Source organism: Alloacidobacterium sp. (assembly GCF_035631355.1).
Lineage (GTDB): Bacteria > Acidobacteriota > Terriglobia > Terriglobales > Acidobacteriaceae > Alloacidobacterium.
Genome location: NZ_DASQIX010000115.1, coordinates 1 through 18335 on the forward strand (window position 1 = coordinate 1; position 18335 = coordinate 18335).

16 protein-coding genes are annotated in these 18335 nt (G+C 57.4%); 13 read left to right on the forward strand and 3 right to left on the reverse strand.

All coding sequences use genetic code 11. From position 1 onward, the window contains the following. The first annotated feature begins 225 nt into the window (after window positions 1–225). The 3 genes from asd to VEV40_RS19905 are packed head-to-tail and all read left to right on the forward strand — an operon-like array spanning window position 226 to window position 3439. Window positions 226–1290, forward strand: coding sequence for an aspartate-semialdehyde dehydrogenase (asd, locus tag VEV40_RS19895; RefSeq protein ID WP_324834820.1), 1065 nt, complete (start codon window positions 226–228; stop codon window positions 1288–1290). Next, window positions 1287–2753: a lysine-sensitive aspartokinase 3 gene (gene lysC / locus VEV40_RS19900; protein WP_324834821.1), complete on the forward strand. Its 1467-nt coding sequence runs from the start codon at window positions 1287–1289 to the stop codon at window positions 2751–2753. Before asd ends, lysC begins: the two co-directional genes overlap by 4 nt. A 2-nt stretch (window positions 2754–2755) precedes the next feature. Then, window positions 2756–3439, forward strand: coding sequence for a 4-hydroxy-tetrahydrodipicolinate reductase (locus VEV40_RS19905; RefSeq protein ID WP_324834822.1), 684 nt, complete (start codon window positions 2756–2758; stop codon window positions 3437–3439). Here the strand turns inward: VEV40_RS19905 and VEV40_RS19910 are convergent. After that, the gene (locus VEV40_RS19910) at window positions 3411–4004 is read right to left on the reverse strand and encodes a putative colanic acid biosynthesis acetyltransferase (RefSeq protein WP_324834823.1); all 594 of its coding nucleotides are present in this window, start codon (window positions 4002–4004) and stop codon (window positions 3411–3413) included. The genes VEV40_RS19905 and VEV40_RS19910 overlap by 29 nt on opposite strands. Window positions 4005–4119: 115 nt before the next feature. Here VEV40_RS19910 and dapA point away from each other — a divergent pair, with 115 nt between their 5' ends. The 6 genes from dapA (at window position 4120) to VEV40_RS19940 (ending at window position 9952) form a co-directional block, all read left to right on the forward strand. Continuing rightward, a complete protein-coding gene (gene dapA / locus VEV40_RS19915; protein ID WP_324834824.1) occupies window positions 4120–5043 on the forward strand; it encodes a 4-hydroxy-tetrahydrodipicolinate synthase in 924 nt (307 codons plus the stop codon). A 186-nt stretch (window positions 5044–5229) separates the two neighbouring features. After that, window positions 5230–5697 carry a hypothetical protein gene (locus tag VEV40_RS19920; RefSeq protein WP_324834825.1) on the forward strand — a complete coding sequence of 156 codons (468 nt, stop codon included), beginning with the start codon at window positions 5230–5232 and terminating at the stop codon, window positions 5695–5697. A gap of 24 nt (window positions 5698–5721) precedes the next feature. Continuing rightward, window positions 5722–6555 carry a 2,3,4,5-tetrahydropyridine-2,6-dicarboxylate N-succinyltransferase gene (locus tag VEV40_RS19925; protein WP_324834826.1) on the forward strand — a complete coding sequence of 278 codons (834 nt, stop codon included), beginning with the start codon at window positions 5722–5724 and terminating at the stop codon, window positions 6553–6555. A gap of 223 nt (window positions 6556–6778) precedes the next feature. After that, window positions 6779–8440: a ribonuclease J gene (locus tag VEV40_RS19930; protein ID WP_324834835.1), complete on the forward strand. Its 1662-nt coding sequence runs from the start codon at window positions 6779–6781 to the stop codon at window positions 8438–8440. Window positions 8441–8455: 15 nt separating this feature from the next. Next, window positions 8456–8959, forward strand: a complete 504-nt coding sequence (locus VEV40_RS19935; protein WP_324834827.1) for a hypothetical protein — start codon at window positions 8456–8458, stop codon at window positions 8957–8959. Window positions 8960–8986: 27 nt separating this feature from the next. After that, window positions 8987–9952, forward strand: coding sequence for a threonine/serine dehydratase (locus VEV40_RS19940; protein ID WP_324834828.1), 966 nt, complete (start codon window positions 8987–8989; stop codon window positions 9950–9952). Window positions 9953–10057: 105 nt separating this feature from the next. On the opposite strand, the gene VEV40_RS19945 is transcribed toward VEV40_RS19940, so the two are convergent. Beyond that, window positions 10058–10987, reverse strand: a complete 930-nt coding sequence (locus tag VEV40_RS19945) for a helix-turn-helix domain-containing GNAT family N-acetyltransferase (RefSeq protein WP_324834829.1) — start codon at window positions 10985–10987, stop codon at window positions 10058–10060. A 128-nt stretch (window positions 10988–11115) separates the two neighbouring features. On the opposite strand from VEV40_RS19945, the gene VEV40_RS19950 reads away from it, so the two are divergent. The 4 genes from VEV40_RS19950 (at window position 11116) to VEV40_RS19965 (ending at window position 17259) form a co-directional block, all read left to right on the forward strand. Next, window positions 11116–12105, forward strand: coding sequence for a hypothetical protein (locus VEV40_RS19950; RefSeq protein ID WP_324834830.1), 990 nt, complete (start codon window positions 11116–11118; stop codon window positions 12103–12105). A gap of 295 nt (window positions 12106–12400) precedes the next feature. Beyond that, window positions 12401–13270, forward strand: coding sequence for an undecaprenyl-diphosphate phosphatase (locus VEV40_RS19955; RefSeq protein WP_324834831.1), 870 nt, complete (start codon window positions 12401–12403; stop codon window positions 13268–13270). A 242-nt stretch (window positions 13271–13512) separates the two neighbouring features. Beyond that, the gene (locus VEV40_RS19960) at window positions 13513–15933 is read left to right on the forward strand and encodes a DNA translocase FtsK (protein ID WP_324834832.1); all 2421 of its coding nucleotides are present in this window, start codon (window positions 13513–13515) and stop codon (window positions 15931–15933) included. Between the two features lie 99 nt (window positions 15934–16032). Next, the gene (locus VEV40_RS19965; protein ID WP_324834833.1) at window positions 16033–17259 is read left to right on the forward strand and encodes a multiheme c-type cytochrome; all 1227 of its coding nucleotides are present in this window, start codon (window positions 16033–16035) and stop codon (window positions 17257–17259) included. Here VEV40_RS19965 and VEV40_RS19970 read toward each other — a convergent pair. Then, window positions 17256–18335: DUF2339 domain-containing protein (locus VEV40_RS19970; RefSeq protein WP_324834834.1), on the reverse strand; the 1080-nt coding region annotated here is incomplete at its 5' end. The two genes, VEV40_RS19965 and VEV40_RS19970, sit on opposite strands and share 4 nt — an antisense overlap.

Consider the following 18335-nt stretch of genomic DNA (forward strand, 5'->3'; position numbering starts at 1 on the left):
TAGAGATTCCATGAAGCACCTACCATGTCTTCGGTTTTGATCTTATCCGGGACCGGATAGATACGTCTCCTTGTTTTTCTGCGATTTGATCGGGATATTGCCTCGGCACTCTTTGCAGCCGTGGTTCCACAGGGGTGCATCTGCTCGCGCTAAAACAGTTACACTATTAGGTACAGCGAACAGTCCAGCGCATGAACGATGTTGGGCAGAGGTGTACAGAAGCACATGCAGCGACAGAAGATCGGCATTCTTGGCGCGACCGGGATGGTCGGCCAGCGTTTCATTCAGCTCCTTGAGCATCATCCGTGGTTTGAAGTGGCGTGGCTCGCGGCCAGCGATAAATCGAGCGGCAAGTGCTACGGCGATGCCGTGAAGTGGAAGCTCGACACGGTACTGCCTGCACACATTGCCGAGATGCCGGTATCGCCTGCGTCGCCCGAAGGTGCGCCGAAGATCATTTTCGCCGCACTCGATTCTGATATTGCCCGTGAACTGGAGCCGAAGTTTGCCGCTGCCGGCTGCGCCGTGATCTCGAACTCCAGCGCCTTCCGCATGCAGGAAGATGTGCCGCTGGTGATTCCGGAAGTAAATGCCAGTCATCTGCCGCTGCTCGAAAACCAGAGCTGGCGCAAGCAGTCAGGCGGATACATTGTCACCAACCCCAACTGTTCGGCGATCGGGCTGGTGCTCGCATTGAAACCGCTCGAAGAGCATTTCGGCATCGAATCGATTTTTGTGAGCACGATGCAGGCTGTGAGCGGCGCGGGCTATCCCGGCGTGGCCTCGCTCGACATTCTCGGCAACGTCGTTCCCTACATCAAGAGCGAGGAAGAAAAGATGCAGGAGGAGACGCTGAAGCTGCTGGGCGCACTGAAGGGCAGCCGCGTTGAATCTCTGAATGCGAAAATCTCGGCGCATTGCAACCGCGTTCCTGTGGAAGACGGGCATACGGAAAGCGTGAGCATCAAGCTGCGCAAGACGGCAACCCGCGAGCAGATTCTGGCGGCATGGAGCGAATTCAAGCCGCTAGCCGGGCAGGACCTGCCGACGGCGCCTGCGCAGCCTATCGAGTTTGTTGCGGCGGATGACCGTCCGCAGCCAAGATTGGACCGGATGCGCGGCAACGGGATGGCTTCGACTGTAGGCCGTTTGCGTCCATGTCCGCTGCTGGACTGGAAGTTCACGGTGCTTTCGCACAATACGATTCGCGGGGCCGCGGGCGCGGCGCTGCTGAATGCTGAGCTGCTGGTCTCGCTGGGCAAGCTCGATCCGGTGGCGGTCCCGGCATGAAGAAACTCGTCGTGATGAAGTTCGGCGGAACTTCAGTTGAAGATGCTGTCGCCATTCACCGCACAGCGGGCATTGTTGCCGGACGCCACGAAAAGGGACTGCAGCCAATTGTTGTAGTGAGCGCGATGGCCAAGGTCACCGATCAGCTTTTGGCCGCAGCCAGCGCGGCTTCGCGCGGCGACCGCAACGGCGCGCTGGCGATTACCGCTCGGCTTCGCAGTCGCCACAAAGAAGTAGCTTGCCGCCTGACGGCCCAAGCCCGGGGTGAGGACGCATCGCAATGTGACAACCTTACAGGCCCTGCTTATGCCAACACGCAGACCTGGATTGACGCCGAGTTCGACGCGCTGGATGAGATTGTGCGCGGGCTGTCCGCGGTCGGCGAGCTGACGCCGCGCATCAGCGACATGATCGTCTCCTATGGCGAACGGCTTTCGAGTCGCATGATTGCTGAGGCGTTTGCTGCGCGCGGGCTGGACGGCGTTCATGTCGATTCGCGCTGTTGCATTATTACCGACGCGCAGCATGGCAAGGGGGTTCCGCAGGTCACGCTGATCGAGGAACGGCTGAAGGAGCATGTGCTTCCATATGCTGCTGAAGGCAGGACAGTGGTGATGGGCGGATTCATCGGTTCGACAGAAAAAGGCGCCACGACGACGCTCGGGCGCGGCGGATCGGATTTCACGGCTGCGCTTGTCGGCGGCGGAGTTCATGCCGAGGCCATTGAAATCTGGACTGACGTGAACGGCATCATGACGTCGGACCCGCGCGTCTGCCCGGATGCGCTGCGGGTGAAAACAATCAGCTTTGAGGAAGCTGCCGAGCTGGCTTATTTCGGCGCGAAAGTGCTGCATCCAGCAACGATTTTGCCCGCGGTGCAGAAGAACATTCCGGTGCTGGTGCTGAATTCGCGCAACCCGGAAAACGAAGGCACGCGCATCATTTCGCTGGCGCCGCATTGCGAAAGCCCGTTTAAATCGATTGCGGTTAAGAAGCGGCTGACGATTATCGACGTGGTGGCCAGTCGCATGTTGATGTCACATGGCTACATGCGGGCGATTTTTGAGGTCTTTGACAAGCACAAGTGTGCGGTGGATATGGTTTCGACATCGGAGGTCAGCGTTTCACTCACGGTCGATTCCAACGACAAGATTCCCGAGATTGCCGCCGACCTGAGCAAGCTGGCGGACGTGAAATATGAAGGCCGCAAAGCGCTGGTCTGCATGGTGGGCGAGAACATTCGCGGACAGAACGGTATTGCCGCGCGCGTATTCAACGCGATCCGCCACGTGAATGTGCGTATGATCTCGCAGGGAGCGTCGGAGATCAACATGAGCTTCATGATCGACGAAGACGATGCGGACGAGGCGGTGCGCTCGCTTCATGCTGCGTTCTTCGAATCCCCGGACCCTGAGATTTTTGACGTGGAAGCGCGCAAGGCACCGGAAGCGAGCGTGAGATAGGGATGCTTTTTCTTGTGCTGGGCAGGGGAAAAACAGGCCGCGTAATTGCTGATGTTGCCAGCGAGCACGGCCATGGGGTGCAGGTGCTGGGCGAAGAAGAAAACCGCAACGCCATGGCATTAACTCCTCCTTTTCTTGCTGGCTTCGACGCAGTGATCGACTTTACAACCCCGGAAGCGGCTGTTTCCAATATGCGCGCTTGCTTAGCAAACGGCGCGCCCATGGTGGTGGGCACCACTGGCTGGTATGACCATCTGGATGACATGCGTTCACTGGCGGCTCGCAAAGGCGCGGGATTTCTCTACGGGGCGAATTTTTCCATCGGCGTGCAGACACTCTACCGGTTGGCGCGTGAACTGGCCGTGGCCGTGCCTCACTATCACTTTGAAATTACGGAAACCCACCATGCGGGGAAAAAAGACGCGCCTTCAGGCACGGCGCTTTCGTTGCGTCAGGCGGTGCAGGCAGCGAATCCTTCCCTCAACGTGTCCATCGAATCGAAGCGCGAAGGCGATGTTGCCGGCATTCACGTACTTGAAGCGCGCTCGGACTATGAGGTGATAGAGCTGAAGCACGAGGCCTTCTCGCGCCGGGCGTTTGCCGAGGGTGCGGTACGCGCGGCAGAGTGGATTACAGGCAAGACCGGAGTATGGAACTTCAGCGAGATTGTGGGACAATTGGGCTGAAAACTTCCGTGGTCAGAGGACGTTCACGCAAAACTCTTGCGGGATTCCCGCCACAAATCATCATCGCCGGAACATCTTGAAGAACAACACTGCAGGCACCCACCACAGCCGCTCTTCCGATAGTGACGCCCGGAGCCACGAAGACATTTGTAGCAAGCCATGCTTCGGATTCAATAGAAACGGGCCTGGAAAAGATGTCGAACCCCGGTTTCGTGTAGTCATGCGAGGCAGCACATAGATAGGAGTGCTGTGAAACACAGGCGTTATCGCCAATGTGGATCTCGCCAAGAGTATAGAGAGTAACGTGGTCTCCCACCCAGCTATGGTCGCCAATCGAGAGCTTCCACGGGTAAGTGATTTCAACGGTAGGCCGAATTATGACGCCTTTGCCGATCTTTGCTCCAAATAATCGCAGTAGAAAGCGCCGCCATCCATACATCACTTGAGGTGAGCAGCGGAACAGAGTCGCCTGCACCAGCCACCAGACCTGCACAAACCATGCACGGCGCCCGCGAAAGTTTGGCGGCATTGCAAAGCTTCCCAAATCCTGAAAACACTGAACCATTGTCTTTCTATTCTAAAAGCAGTTGCAGCATTACAAATGAACGGTATCGCCTCTCTTCAGAACAATTTGACCGCTGTTCGATTGGCCGGTTTGTTGAGTGTAGACTCAATTTGTAATGGACCTGATTGGTTGTGGCACGGCGCTGGTGACCCCGTTTCGGGCGGACGGCGCGATTGATGAGCAGTCTCTCTATTCGCTGGTGCAGTGGCAGATTGAGAGCGGTATCAACTGGATTGTGGCTTGTGGGACGACGGCGGAGACGCCGTCGCTGAATGAAGAGGAGTGGCTACGGGTCATTCGCATCATCACTGAGGCCGCTGCTGGCCGCGTACCCGTATGGGCGGGCTGCACGCACAATTCAACGCGCGAGGCAGTACACAAGGCGCGCATTGCCGCGCAGGTGCCGGACGTGACAGCTATTCTTACGGCCAATCCCTATTACAACAAGCCGGGGCAGGAAGGGCAGTATCAGCACTTCAAGGCCGTTGCCCATGCGGTAAAGCTGCCGGTGGTGCTCTACAACATTCCCAGCCGGACGGGGACGAACCTTGAGCCGGCGACGGTAATGCGGCTGATCGAGGATGCGCCGAACATCGTCGGCATAAAGGAATCGAGCGGCAGTCTGCCGCAAATTACAGAATTGGTGACGCAGGCCCCGCGCAGCTTCAGTGTCTACTCAGGCGATGACAACATGGCATTGGGAGCGATTGGCGTTGGCGCGCGGGGACTGGTTTCCGTCGCGTCGAATGAGATTCCCGCCGAGATGTCACGCATGATCGAAGAGGCCCTGACAGGAGACTGGCCTGTGGCGCGGCAGATCAACCGCAAATACTACAGGCTGATTCAAGCGAATTTCTGGGAGACAAGCCCCGCCCCGGTGAAGGCCGTGATGGCCATGATGGGGCGCATCGAAGAGCACTATCGCCTGCCAATGACGCCGGTCTCGCAGGCGACGCGTTCGCGGCTGGAGCGACTCGTAGGCGAGTTGGGGCTGCTAGTGCACGCACCTCAGGAAGAGGGCGACTACAGGATGTTCTGAGTGGCAGGTTCTTTGCAGGGACGAGCGCACTATAGAGGGGCATGGATAGTTGCTCTTGCTTTATCCGTAGTCGGGGGAGAATGTCGCGCTCAGACACAAGACAGCAGTTCTGAGTGTTCGGCCACAATTGAATCGCTGAAGGACTCTACTCCTTTTTCACTTCTCAACCCAGACAAACAGGCACGCGTGGTTCGCGCACTCCGCGATGACATTACAGAGATGGCCGGCATTGACGTAGAGGGTGCATCTTTAGGCCGCGCAGCTTATCGCGATTACTTCATTAGTCATTTGCAGTACAAATATGTGCCGGGAACTACGCCAGCGGAGCAGTTGCTCCTTGTCCGGTACAACTCGAACACGATTTGCGGTCAATATGACAACTGTCCGGTATGGATCGTGAATCTTGCTCGCGGCAGAGCTAAATCCATGGTTCCGTGGCAGGACGAGCACCTGGGAACGAGCGCCGGAGGCGGCTGGGGAGTCAGCGTCCAGCTTCTCGCCGGATCAGAATATCCGGACTTGACTCTGCTCACCTACCTCTCTTCTGCACAGACTGGGCTGGCCTGTTATCGAGAAGCCAAAGGCAAGTATCTTCGCAGAGACTGCACGCCGGACTGCGCGCGACTTCTCAGCCATAGCAATGGACAGAATTAGCTCTCGCTATACTCAGATTTAACAATGAACAATCTGAAAGAGCGCATCGAACGATCCTTTTCTGACTCCACAACTGACCCTTTGGCGGCGATGGCCGCGTTTACCGAACTGCGAGAAGCGCTTGAAGCAGGCGCGGTGCGCTCGGCTGAGCCGGATGCGTCTGCGCCGACTGGCTGGCGAGTAAATGCGTGGGTAAAGCAGGGCATTCTGCTTGGCTTTCGCCTCGGTCAGCTTGCGGCTTCAGGCAGTGAGCTGTCGTTTGTTGATAAGCACACCTATCCGGCGCGGAAGTTCTCGCCTGAGCAGGGAGTTCGCATTGTGCCCGGCGGTTCGGCGGTGCGGTCTGGCGCGTACCTGGCGAAGTCGGTGGTGTGCATGCCGCCGATGTATGTGAACGTAGGCGCGTATGTCGATGAAGGCACGATGATTGATTCGCACGCTCTTGTCGGCAGCTGCGCGCAGATTGGCAAGCGTGTGCACCTGAGCGCGGCGGCGCAGGTGGGCGGCGTGCTGGAGCCGATCAATGCCAGCCCGGTGATTCTGGAAGATGATGTGCTCGTCGGCGGGAACTGCGGCGTGTATGAGGGCACCGTTGTCCGCAAGCGCGCGGTGCTGGCGGCGGGAACGGTGCTGACGCGCGGCACTCCTGTTTATGACGTGGTGCACGGCGCGGTGCTGCGGGCTGAGGGTGACACGCCACTCATCATTCCTGAGGGGGCAGTGGTGGTGCCGGGGGCGCGGGCTGTCTCGAAAGGCAAGGGCTTGGAGTGGGGATTGAGTGTTTATACGCCGGTGATTGTGAAGTACCGGGATGAGAAGACGGAGCTGAGTCTAACGCTTGAGGATTTGCTGAGGTGATCTTTCCGGCGCCTACTTTAATCGTCAATGCGAACGAAAAGCAGGTCCTTCGACTACGGATGAGCTAAGCTCATCCTCCGCTCAGTATGACAAATTTAATGGTTTAGGGTTTGATGCATCGAGTCGATGAAACGCCTGTGATTTACTCTAAGTAGAAGAACCGTTACACAGGAAAACACTCATGCGCCGAAGGCGCGTGCGCCTGTGCGGCAAATCCTTTCCAATGGCCGACGCAAAACTGCAAATTATTCCGCTGGGCGGATTAGGCGAGTTTGGCATGAACTGCCTCGCCATCCGCTTTAAAGACGACATCATCGTCATCGATGCTGGGCTGATGTTTCCCGAGACTGAGCTGCTCGGCGTGGACATCGTTGTTCCCGACATTACTTACTTGGTTGAAAACCGCGAGCTGGTGCGGGGCATCATCCTCACACATGGACACGAAGACCACATTGGCGGGCTGCCGTGGATACTGTCTGAACTCAATGTGCCAGTGTATGGCACCGAGTTCACGCTGGCTTATGTGGAGGGAAAGCTCGAAGAGCACAAGCTGCTGGACGAGACGGAGCTAATTGAGATTGCTCCCGGTGCGAAGTTTTCCATCGGGCCGTTCACGGTTGAGCCGATTCGCGTGACGCACAGCCTTGTCGATTGCGTGGCGCTGGCGATTGATACGCCGGTCGGTGTAATCGTCCACACTGGCGACTTCAAGATTGATCTTTCGCCGCCGGACGGGAAGGCTTTTGATCTGCACCGGTTTGCTGAGTACGGCCAGCGCGGCGTGCTGGCCCTTTTGCAGGATTCGACCAATGTGGACCGCCCGGGTTATACGCCGAGCGAGTGGGCGGTGAAGCCGCGCTTGGACGAGCTGTTTTCGCGCACGAAGAAAAAGCTGTTCTTCAGTTGCTTTTCGTCGTCGATCTATCGCATCCGCATCGCCATTGACCTGGCGCACACGCACGGACGCAAGGTCGCGATTGTCGGGCGGTCGATGGTCGAGTCGTCGGAAATTGCGCAGGACCTGGGCTATCTCGATGTGCCTCCGGGTCTGATTATTCATCCGGGGCAGATCGCCGACTACGATCCGGAAGAAGTGATGGTGCTGATCAGCGGGACGCAGGGCGAGCCGATGAGCGCGTTGAGCCGCGCCGCCGTGGACAACCACAAGCACGCGCGCATCCTGCCCGGCGATACGGTCGTGCTCAGCTCGCGCGTTATTCCCGGCAATGAGAAGAGCATCTTCCGCGTTATCGACCATCTTTACCGGCGTGATGCGCAAGTGATTTTCGATGACGGCGCGTCAGGGCTGATCCATGTCAGCGGACACGCCAGCCAGGAAGAACAGCGGCTGATGATCAATCTGCTGCGGCCGAAGTTTTTTATTCCCGTACATGGCGATTATCGTCATTTAAAGAAGCACGCCGAGATTGCGCAAAACATGGGCGCCGTCGAGCTGGCTCTGGTGATTGAGAACGGCGACATTCTGGAGCTTGACAAAGATGATGCGCGCAAAATGGGCAAAATCACGGCGGGCCGCGTCTGCATCGACTCCGGATCGACGGCTGATGTTGTGGAAGACCTGGTCATTCGCGACCGTCGCCATCTGAGCGAAGACGGCTTCGTGCTGCCGATCCTGACTATCAACAAATTGAGCGGCAAGGTCGAGCGTCTGCCTGAGATCGTGAGCCGGGGCTTTGTAGGCGCAGACCAGGAACTGATGGAGGCGGCGCGCGGAGTTGTCAGCCATACGCTGGAGAATTCAAGCGATGAAGAGAAGGCTGACTACGGCGTTATCAAGGAAAAGATACGCATCGACCTAAAGCGCTACATTCAGAAAAACACGAGCCGGCGGCCACTGATTATGCCGGTGATTCTGGAAATTTGAGGAACGATTATGCGCATGAAATTTCTTTGGCTAGGAGCCAGCGCTCTGCTGTTTGTGCCGTTTGTTCACGCACAGGCGACTTCGGCGTGTCCTTCAACGAAAACGCTCGACGATCTTGTGAAAGCCCTTGACGACGCGGTGAGCGGACCGGCGGACAAAGACCGTACTTGCCTGCGGCAGGTGCTGCTTCCCGACACGCGGCTGATTCCTGTAAGCAAGGGCAAGGATGGAGCGATTGCGCCGCACATTCTTACCGTAGATGACTGGATCACGCGCGTGAAGGCGCGCGGTCACTCTGAGTTTTACGAAGTCCAGGTGAAATATCCTTCTGAAGTCTATGGGCACATCGCACATCTGTGGAGTACTTACGAGATTCGTCCTACGCCTGACGGCAAACCGGAAGCGCGCGGCATCAACAGTATCCAGGCCGTCTTTGATGGGAATGAGTGGAAGGTGATGCAGATATTGTGGCAGGCCGAAACCCCCGATGAGCCGGTTCCGCAAAAGTACTTGCCTTAAAATTTCGGCTGTTTTGGGAGTTCTTCATTGCTCGTCTCGCTCAAAGAAATTCATGACGCTCAGGAGCGCATTCGCGGCGTAGCGTTGCATACGCCGCTGGTTCGGTTACAGATTCACGACCTGCCTGCGAACGTCTTCATCAAAACCGAGGGACTGCAGCCCATCGGCAGCTTTAAACTGCGCGGCGCGTATAACAAAATCGCGCAGTTGGCCGAGGATGAACGCAAGCGCGGCGTCATTACTTATTCGAGCGGCAACCACGCGCAAGGCGTGGCCTACGCGGCGCAGCTGCTTGGCGCGAAGGCCGTGATTGTGATGCCATCGAATGCTCCGGAAGTCAAGAAGCGGGCCACGGCGGCGCTTGGCGCTGAGATTGTCGAAGTCGGGCCGGCGAGTTCCGACCGGAAATCAAAGGCCGAAGAACTGGAAGCGACGTTCGGCTATATGATGGTGCCTCCGTATGACGATCCCGCGATCATTGCCGGACAGGCGACGTGCGGGCTGGAAATTCTGGAAGACCTGCCTGATGTCGATCTGGTGCTTTCGCCAGTGAGCGGCGGCGGATTGTTGAGCGGTGTAGCCACGGCAATCAAGCTGAATAAGCCGGATGTGCGCATTTTCGGCATTGAACCGGAACTGGCCGCGGACGCGCAGGAGAGTTTTCGCGGTGGGAAGCTGGTGAGCTGGCCCGCCGAAATGACCACGCGTACAATGGCCGACGGATTGCGCACGCAGAGCCTGGGCGATTTGAACTTCGAGCATGTGCGCGCGTATGTGGATGACATCATCACGGTCAAAGAAGACGAGATTGCCGAGGCGATGCGCGTTCTGCTCTACCAGGCCCGTTTGACGCCGGAGCCGAGCGGCGCGGTCACGACGGCGGCCATGCTGTTCCATCGCGCGGAACTGCTTCCTTTCCAGAACGCGGTGGTGATCATGAGCGGCGGAAATCTTGAGCCCGAGGTACTGCGGCAGGTGGTGTTCGCGGGGTGATTGTTCTCTCGCACCCTTTTGCTTCGTAAAGGATGGGGCACCCGTTTTCGAGCTGAGGTTTAGAAACAGATTCTTCGCTGCGCTCAGAATGACATCACTAAGTAATTAGAGCGTCAGTTCCCACGTTTGGCCGATCAGGTCGGCGCCGAAGCTGTGATGCGGTTCTTCCCGGATGAGTTTAAATCCGGCCTTCTGGTAAATGTGATGCGCGGCGGTAAGGATGCTCTGTGTCCACAGAGTTACTTTTCTGTAGCCTGCGGTTCTGGCGAAACTGACGCACTCGTTCACCAGCGCCTTGCCCAGCCCAAGACCTCGCGCGCTGGGCTCGACCAGAAGAAGGCGCAACCTGGCGGTGTCGCTCTGCTCAGAATGCTTGACGAGGAAGATGCAGCCGAGGCGGTCGCCATTGCGCTCGGCGATCCAGCAGCGCTCGCGCTTGGGGTCGTAATCAATGATGAAATCGGCAACGATGCGCGCCACCAGTGCTTCAAAGTGCTCGTCCCAGCCATACTCCTGTGCATAGCTGGCGCCGTGGCGGCTGGTGACCCAACCCATGTCGCCGGGACGGTGTTGCCGAAGGATGTACGGCACGGACGTTTTGTGGGTAAGCACGTCTTCAATCGCCCGCATGGATCGGAGAAGATCGTCGCGTTTTGACGGCGGGAGGCAGTCGAGCAGCTCACGGGCCTGTTTATTTGAGAGCTGATTCAGTTCGCCAAAGGAAGCGCGGCCTCGCTGGGTGAGTTTCAGGATGGTAAGCCGTGCATCGGCGGTAGATGTTTGTTTCTCAATAAGCTCTGCGTCTTCAAACTTGCGTAGAATGCGGCTCAGGTACCCGGCGTCCAGCTTGAGTTCTCCAGCGATTTCTTTCGCCGTCGCCTGCTCATGGTGGGCGAGCTCGTAGAGAATGCGGGCTTCGGTCAGGGAATATAGGCTGTCAAGGAGGCCTTCGCTCAACGTGCCGATAGTGCGAGTGTAGAAACGGTTGAAGCGTCGGAATGTGGCAATTTCTTCATCGATCTGAGCGGAAATCATACTTTCACCCCCATAGGCAATCAATATAGTTGACTAAATCAACTATTATCCAACACTACAATCTGGAGAAGATCAGGAAGCAGGAAGGCTTTAAACCGATGAGAGCGAGAATTCGTCAGACAAATGGAATGCAAAAAATATTGATTGTTTTCTCCGCGCTTGTCTTAATCGGCACCTCAACCAGCTGGAGTCAGAAAACTGCTCCGCACGGCACGAAAGGCACGGTCGTGCACAATGCGAATCTTTATGTGCAGGCGGACGAGTCAGCAGACAGAGTCAGCACGGTGACTCCGGGGCGCGAGTTGGTGATTGCCGAGCACAGCGGAAAATGGCTGCGCGTCTTCGCTAATACCGACGTGCAAACCGTCAGCGAGGCCGACGCGCCGGTCTTTGGCAACGAAACAAATGCCCAGCCGATCTCGGGGTGGATCATGGACAAGGGCGTGGTAACTGCCGAGACGCAAAAGGGTGACGCCATCCTGTTTGGTGAAGCCGTAAGCATGGAGAACGTGGCCAGCCAGGCACATCCCCCACCGGATGCGGCGCAAAGCGCGCGGCGACTTTACCGAATGGTTGTCGATCTCTTCCCGCAGTCGCCTCTCGCGGCAGAAGCAATGTGGCGCGCAGCGGACATTCGCTGGCAATTGCAGAAAGCCGACGCTTTGTCTCTGCCTTCCGCGCACGAGAAGGCAAATTATCTGCGGGAACAACTGGACGAAACAGAGATGAAAAAGATCCAGAAACAGTATCCGCGTACGAAATGGGCTGACCTTGCCGCTTACGACATGATTGACAACAAAGTCTGCGGCGACTGGCAGGGGTCGGAGAAGTGTCCGGAAAAAGAGGCGGACATTTACGCTAAATATGCCGATGAGCACCCTGACTCGCCAAAGGCACCGGATGCGCTCTTTCAGGCTGCATGGCGCGAGGCCTGCGCCGGCGATATGTATCAGTCAGACAATGACGATAAAAAATCAAATGACGCGCGGGCGCGGGCGAAAGACATCGCAGGGCGACTGCAGGGTAAGTATCCCGAAAGTGAGTATGCGGCGCGCGCGGCGGGTCTGGTATACAAGATGGAGCAGCAGATTCCCATCTACGGCAGCGACCGGGAGTAGGCTGGCCGTCCAGGCATCATAGGTTTTACGCCAGTTTGTGCCTTGATCTTTCTCAGCTTTAACAAACTTGGAGTTGGCGTGAACACCTTAAAGGAATTGTCATCCCGACCGGAGTCATTGCACAGCAATGACGTAGCGGAGGGACCTGCGGTTCACTGGTTCCACACTATCTGTGAAAATGGTTTAGGCGCTCGGGTTGCGCCTTATACAAGATAACTGCAGGTCCCTCCGCTCCGCGCTCACGCGCTACGGTCGGGATGACAAAAAATGAGACTAAGACCGCAGCGGAGGCTTTTTGAACGACTACCTGATTTCTGTGTTGCTTGGCATTGTGGAAGGCTTGACGGAATTTCTGCCGGTCAGCTCGACCGCGCACCTGCGCATCAGCGAGGCGCTGCTGCGTCTGCCACTGGCCGATCCGTATTGGAAGATGTACACGATTGTCATTCAACTGGGCGCGATTCTGGCGCTGCTGCTTGTCTTTGCCGGACGCATCATTGAATTTATCCGCACTTTTCCTGAAGGCGAGGAACATGACCGCACGATCTGGAACCACCCGTTGACGCTGACGCTGGTTGCGTTTGTGGTGACTTCGATTCCGTCTCTGCTGCTGATTAAGGTGATTGGCAAGCATCTGGAAAGCCTGCATGTGATGGCGCTTTCGCTGCTTATTGGCGGCGTAGTGATGTGGGCGGTGGATGTGTGGAGCGACCGCAGCGATCCGGCGACCAAGCATGTTGAGAAGATGTCGCTGGGGCAGGCGATCTGGGTGGGCCTGTGCCAGATTACATCGGCCGTCTTCCCAGGCACGTCGCGCTCCATGTCCACTATTACCGGGGGGCAGATTGTCGGCATGTCACGACCGGCGGCGCTCGAATTCAGTTTTCTTGTGTCAATTCCAGTTATGGTGGCCGGAACCGGCTACGAATTAGTAAAGACACTTCATCCTAAACATCTCGAAGGCGCGGATGCCATCACCCCGCTGGTGATGACCACGCATGGCTGGATTGTCCTGGCGATTGGGCTGATTGTGTCCTTCTTTGTGGCCCTCGGCGTGGTTGAGTGGTTTTTGCAATGGGTGCGCCAGCATGGCTTTGTGCCGTTTGCTGTTTACCGGATTATTGTGGGGATTCTGCTGCTGGTGTTTGCGCCGAGGCTGGCTTAGACAGAGAAATAGGGAGTTAGGGAATGGAAACAGGCATTGAGTCCTTACTCAGAATATGAATGCTATGCTGGCTTCCCTATTTCCCTGTTCGCTGTTCCCTGTACCTTGTCTTCCCTGTTCTCTGTCTGGGTTCCCCTGCTTTTTTCCCTAAAAACCTGCCTCCAGCATCTGGGATAATAGAACTGCTCTGGGGTTCGGAACGACAAGGCCGTCGATTTCGGCAATGCCTTTGTGTCTCTTTTATGAAACCCCTCAAACTGGTTCTTACGCCGACGCGCAACCGCCGCCTGAATGAGCTGATTGGGCTGATGGTGCTGGTTGTCGCGGGCCTCCTTCTTCTCGCGCTTGCTTCGTATCACCCGACTGACCCGTCGTTCAACACAGTTGTCGGCGCAACCAACGCGCGTCCGGAAAACTGGATTGGCGTGGTCGGTGCGTATATTAGCGATCTGCTGTTGCAACTGGAAGGCGCGGCGGCCTTTTGCCTGCCGCTGCTTCTGGCGGCGTTAGGCTGGACATGGATGCGGTCGCTGCCCGCCGGGTCGCCATGGGCCAAGGCCATCGGCGCAATGCTGACGCTGCTCTTCGTTCCCGCAATTTTCGGATTGCTGCCGGGTCATCTGCATTTCGTCGGCGGGCTGCCGATGGAGGGGCTGACAGGACGTCTGGTAACTGACGCCCTAGTGCGCTATCTGAACTTCCCTGGCGCTTGCATCTTCACCATCGCGATGGTTGCCGTGGCGGTCTATCTTTCGACCACATTCAGCTTCAATACCGCGAAAGAATGGTTCTCAATCCGCTTCGCTTTTGCGATGGCATGGCGCGACCGCTGGGCGAATTGGAGACAGACCCGCGCTCGAGCCCGGGAAGCGAAGAAACTAGAGCGCGCTGAGGCTCTCCGCGAAAAAGAGCTGGTTAAAGCGCGCAAGGCGGAGGCAAAGCAGGAAAAACTCAACTTCAGAAAAGCGACGCAGCCCATTGCAGAAGATGCGGACGCGATTCCGGCGCACCGCAGGGGTAGCTTTGCCGAGATGCTGTCCGAGCCTGCTCTGCCGCAGAAGACCGTATGGGAGCAGATGCCGCGGGCGACTGTTCCCGACCCGGAACGAGAGCCGGAGCCAGCGCCAGGCATAGCCGTCAATGAACGCGCCGATGCTGAAGCACACAAAGTCACTGTCGCACCCAAGTCCCACAACGGCTACCGCCTGCCGCCGAGCACTCTGCTGCACCGCAGCGAAGATGCGCAGGTGGTACGCGAAGATGAGCTGCGGACGGAGGCGCAGGTGCTGGTTGAGAAGTGCGCCGAGTTCGACGTAACCGGTCAAGTAGTACAAATCAACCCCGGTCCAGTCGTCACCACGTTTGAGTTTCGACCAGAGGCGGGCGTCAAGTACAGCCGCGTTACCGGGCTGTCCGACGATCTGTGTCTTGCTATGCGGGCGGAGAGCATCCTGATTGAGCGCATGGCGGGAAAGAGCACAGTCGGCATCCAGGTGCCGAACCACGAGCGCGAAACCATCTGGCTGCGCGACGTGATTGAAGCGGAAAATTTTGGCCACTCAAGAAGCAAGCTGACGCTTGCCATGGGCAAGGACATCAATGGCCGCATCGTGACTGCCGATCTGACGATGATGCCGCACGTTCTGATCGCGGGATCAACCGGCAGCGGCAAGTCAGTCGCTATTAACGCGATGATCATGTCTGTCCTCTACAAGGCCACTCCGGAGCAGGTGCGCATGATCCTGGTCGATCCGAAGCGCGTCGAGCTGGGAATGTATGAGGGCATTCCGCATCTGTTTACGCCGATCATCACCGAACCCAAGCTCGCGGCCAATGCTTTGAGAAATGCTGTCCGCGAAATGGAGCGGCGGTTGAAGCTGCTGGCATCGCGCAGCGTGCGCAACATTGACCAGTACAACAAGCTCTTTGACGGCGGTACGCCCAGCCTCTTCGATGAGGAAGAGGAGCAGAAACCGCTGCCATATATCGTGATCATCATCGACGAGCTGGCCGACTTGATGATGCTCGACAAGGCCAATGTCGAAGAGTCAGTCACGCGGTTGGCGCAAATGGCGCGCGCGGTCGGAATTCATCTGGTGCTGGCTACGCAGAGGCCTTCGGTTGACGTGATTACCGGCCTTATCAAAGCGAATATCCCGACGCGCATGTCGTTCCGGCTGGCGACGAAAGTCGATTCACGCACAATTCTCGATTCAAACGGCGCTGAATCGCTCCTGGGACGCGGCGACATGCTCTTTCTGCCGCCGGGGACTTCACGGTTGCAGCGTGTGCATGCGCCCTTCGTTACGGAGAAAGAAATCGCCGCGGTTACAGATTTTTGGAAGAAGCAGGGTGAAGCGGAATATGCGCAGGGCTTCCTCGAATCGCCGAAGGATGACAGGGGCCGCGATCTTGATATGGGAGACGACGGCGAAGACGCGAATGATGAACTCTTTGAGGATGCGGTGCGGCTGGTGCTGGAGTTCGGCAAGGCTTCGACTTCCCTGCTGCAGCGGCGTCTACGCATCGGCTACGGACGCGCTGCGCACCTGATCGACATGATGGAACGCGATGGCATTGTGGGCCCGGCGGAAGGCTCGAAGCCGCGCGAAATACTCAAGCCGCCGGACTGGCTGAACGAAGTCGAGCAGGCGATGCGTTAGCGCCATCAAAAGGAGCGCGCCCTGCTCTTTCCACGCTCAACATGGAATCAGCTACACTTGTCCCGCTTTAGGAGAGGCATCGGGGCGGGTTGAGTATCCATGCGTTTCATCACAGGAGCGGCTGCAAGTAGAGTGCTGCCATTACACATTTTGTATCTTGTCGCGCTCGTTTGCACAGTGACTGTCTCTTGGAGCTTTTGCGGGCTGAATCCACCGGCAGACACCCAGTCTTCCGGCAACAACAAGGAAAAAGAGACGCGCCAGCGTCTGCGTGAGTACAAATGGTGGCCGACGCGCGGCGATGCATCGCGTCAGGAATATGTGGGATCGGAAGCCTGCGCTGTGTGCCACGCGAGCGAATTTGTCTCGCAATCAAAGACATCGATGGCACGTGCTGCTGAGCGCGCTGACGATAGCGCTGTGCTGCGCGCAGCTCCGTTGCTGAGTTCGCAACACGGCGATCCTTCACCATACCAGACCAGCATTCGCCGTCAATCGCATGGCAGCCAATATGCGGTTACACATGGCGGCTATGCCATGCAGGGCCAGTTGCTCTGGGCCATGGGAGCGGACAACATGGGGCAGACCTACATCGTTCAGTCTGGCGGCACACTGTACGAGGCGCACCGAACATACTTTGAAGAGACCAAAGGGCTGGACGAGACACCGGGACAATCCGACAAGCCTGGCGAGAGTATGGAGGAGGCGTTCGGCCGTCCTCTTTCCACAGAAGAAGCTGCCTCGTGCTTTGCCTGCCACACAGTCCAGTCGTCGCTGAGGGGGCAGTTTGATCCATCCCATGCTGTACCCGGAGTTGGCTGCGAGGACTGCCATGGCCCCGGCGCAAAGCATGTGCGCGCCATGCAGAACAACCAGATGGACGAAGGTCTCCGCGAGATATTCACTCCGGTGACACTCAGCCCGGTGGGGCAGAATGACTTCTGCGGCGCCTGCCATCGAGCGCTCCTGGATGTGGCAGCTATAAAGGCAACATCTGAGCCGATCAATCTTCGCTTTCAACCTTACCGTCTTGCGAAAAGCCACTGCTGGAGCAAGCCTGATCCACGCCTTACCTGCGTTGCCTGCCACAATCCGCATGAAGAGGTGCGGCGCGACGCGAGCTTTTACGATGCTAAGTGTCTTGCGTGCCATCGCTCGTGTGATGCCACCATTACCAGTGACAAGGCAACGGCTTCGGCCTGCAAAGTTGCAGACAGGCAATGCGTTGGATGCCACATGCCGAAATACCGCGTACCGGCGATGCACGGCAGCTTTACCGACCACGACATTCGTGTTGTGCGCACAGGAGAAAAGTTTCCGCTCTAAGTCCTGCTCCCGCGCAGTCCGAGCCAGTCACGCTGGTAGACAAAGCTCACCGCCAGCAGCAATACGCCGAGCCCAAGAAAGCTGAGGATGCGGTATCCCTGACTCAACTGCCGGATATCTACGAGAAAGACTTTGGCAATGCTGAGTGTGAGCAAGGCCAGCGCCTGCCAGCGCAGAAAGGCTGACTTCTTCCAGAAGCCTGCGGCAAGCAGAACTGCGCCGAAAAGCATGGCCCAGGCTGAGTAGGTGAACTGCTCGTCGATGTATAAATCGCCCCGGTGCACCGAGGGCTGCGCAGCCCAATAGGAGTGAATCTCAAGGCAAACGGCGACCATGGCAAGCACCGTCACCGCAATCCCTGCGCCGATGCCAACAGGTCGCCACTCTCCAGGAGCGCGTGCGGCTGTCCATGTAACGAAGGCGAAAACTGCAATGGCAATCAGATAGGTGGCGAAGCGCGCGTTGAATAGTACGGGTTGTCCATTGCCAAGATGAATCACATTAACACCGACAAATGCGAGCGCAAGCACGGCTGTCGCCAGCAGCCGCAGTTCCCGCTGCGATTGCTGTTTCGCCATCCACAGCAGCAACGCGCCTTCCAGCAGCCATCCAATAGCGATGTAGCGGCCATGCAACTCCAATGGAATAGCCGCGGTGAAGAAGATGATGCTGATGGCCAGATAGACCGCCGGGAGCGCCATTGGGCTACCGCTTAATTGCCGCAGGCGCGAAACGCGCAGCATGATCAAATAGAAAGCTGCCAGGGGCAGCGCAATCCACGGACGTGCGTAAGTTCTGCCGGGCTCGCTGAGCAGCGCGTAGAATTCGAAGAATGCGAGCGCGGCATTCAACACCGGAAGCACGATGAGAACTACATTGTCTTGCACGGTGAGGTGCTTCGTCTGTGTTGCCAGTCGCAGGTTGCGCAAGAGCTGAGGCGCTATGGCGAAGAGCAGAAAGAAGGCAACGAGAAAGAAGGCGGCGAGCGCAAATTGGCGATCTGAATAGTAGCTGACGTACCAGCCAATGGCATAAAAGCTGGTGCCCACAAACGCGGCCAGCAGCAGTCGCGACCA

Bases quoted from the DNA above. Each gene is read 5' to 3' on its own strand.
- VEV40_RS19930 (WP_324834835.1), top strand. From the start codon at position 6,779: ATGGCCGACGCAAAACTGCAAATTATTCCGCTGGGCGGATTAGGCGAG.
- VEV40_RS19910 (WP_324834823.1), bottom strand. From the start codon at position 4,004: ATGGTTCAGTGTTTTCAGGATTTGGGAAGCTTTGCAATGCCGCCAAAC.
- VEV40_RS19935 (WP_324834827.1), top strand. From the start codon at position 8,456: ATGAAATTTCTTTGGCTAGGAGCCAGCGCTCTGCTGTTTGTGCCGTTT.
- VEV40_RS19950 (WP_324834830.1), top strand. From the start codon at position 11,116: ATGCAAAAAATATTGATTGTTTTCTCCGCGCTTGTCTTAATCGGCACC.
- VEV40_RS19905 (WP_324834822.1), top strand. From the start codon at position 2,756: ATGCTTTTTCTTGTGCTGGGCAGGGGAAAAACAGGCCGCGTAATTGCT.
- asd (WP_324834820.1), top strand. From the start codon at position 226: ATGCAGCGACAGAAGATCGGCATTCTTGGCGCGACCGGGATGGTCGGC.
- dapA (WP_324834824.1), top strand. From the start codon at position 4,120: ATGGACCTGATTGGTTGTGGCACGGCGCTGGTGACCCCGTTTCGGGCG.
- VEV40_RS19965 (WP_324834833.1), top strand. From the start codon at position 16,033: ATGCGTTTCATCACAGGAGCGGCTGCAAGTAGAGTGCTGCCATTACAC.
- lysC (WP_324834821.1), top strand. From the start codon at position 1,287: ATGAAGAAACTCGTCGTGATGAAGTTCGGCGGAACTTCAGTTGAAGAT.
- VEV40_RS19925 (WP_324834826.1), top strand. From the start codon at position 5,722: ATGAACAATCTGAAAGAGCGCATCGAACGATCCTTTTCTGACTCCACA.
- VEV40_RS19945 (WP_324834829.1), bottom strand. From the start codon at position 10,987: ATGATTTCCGCTCAGATCGATGAAGAAATTGCCACATTCCGACGCTTC.
- VEV40_RS19960 (WP_324834832.1), top strand. From the start codon at position 13,513: ATGAAACCCCTCAAACTGGTTCTTACGCCGACGCGCAACCGCCGCCTG.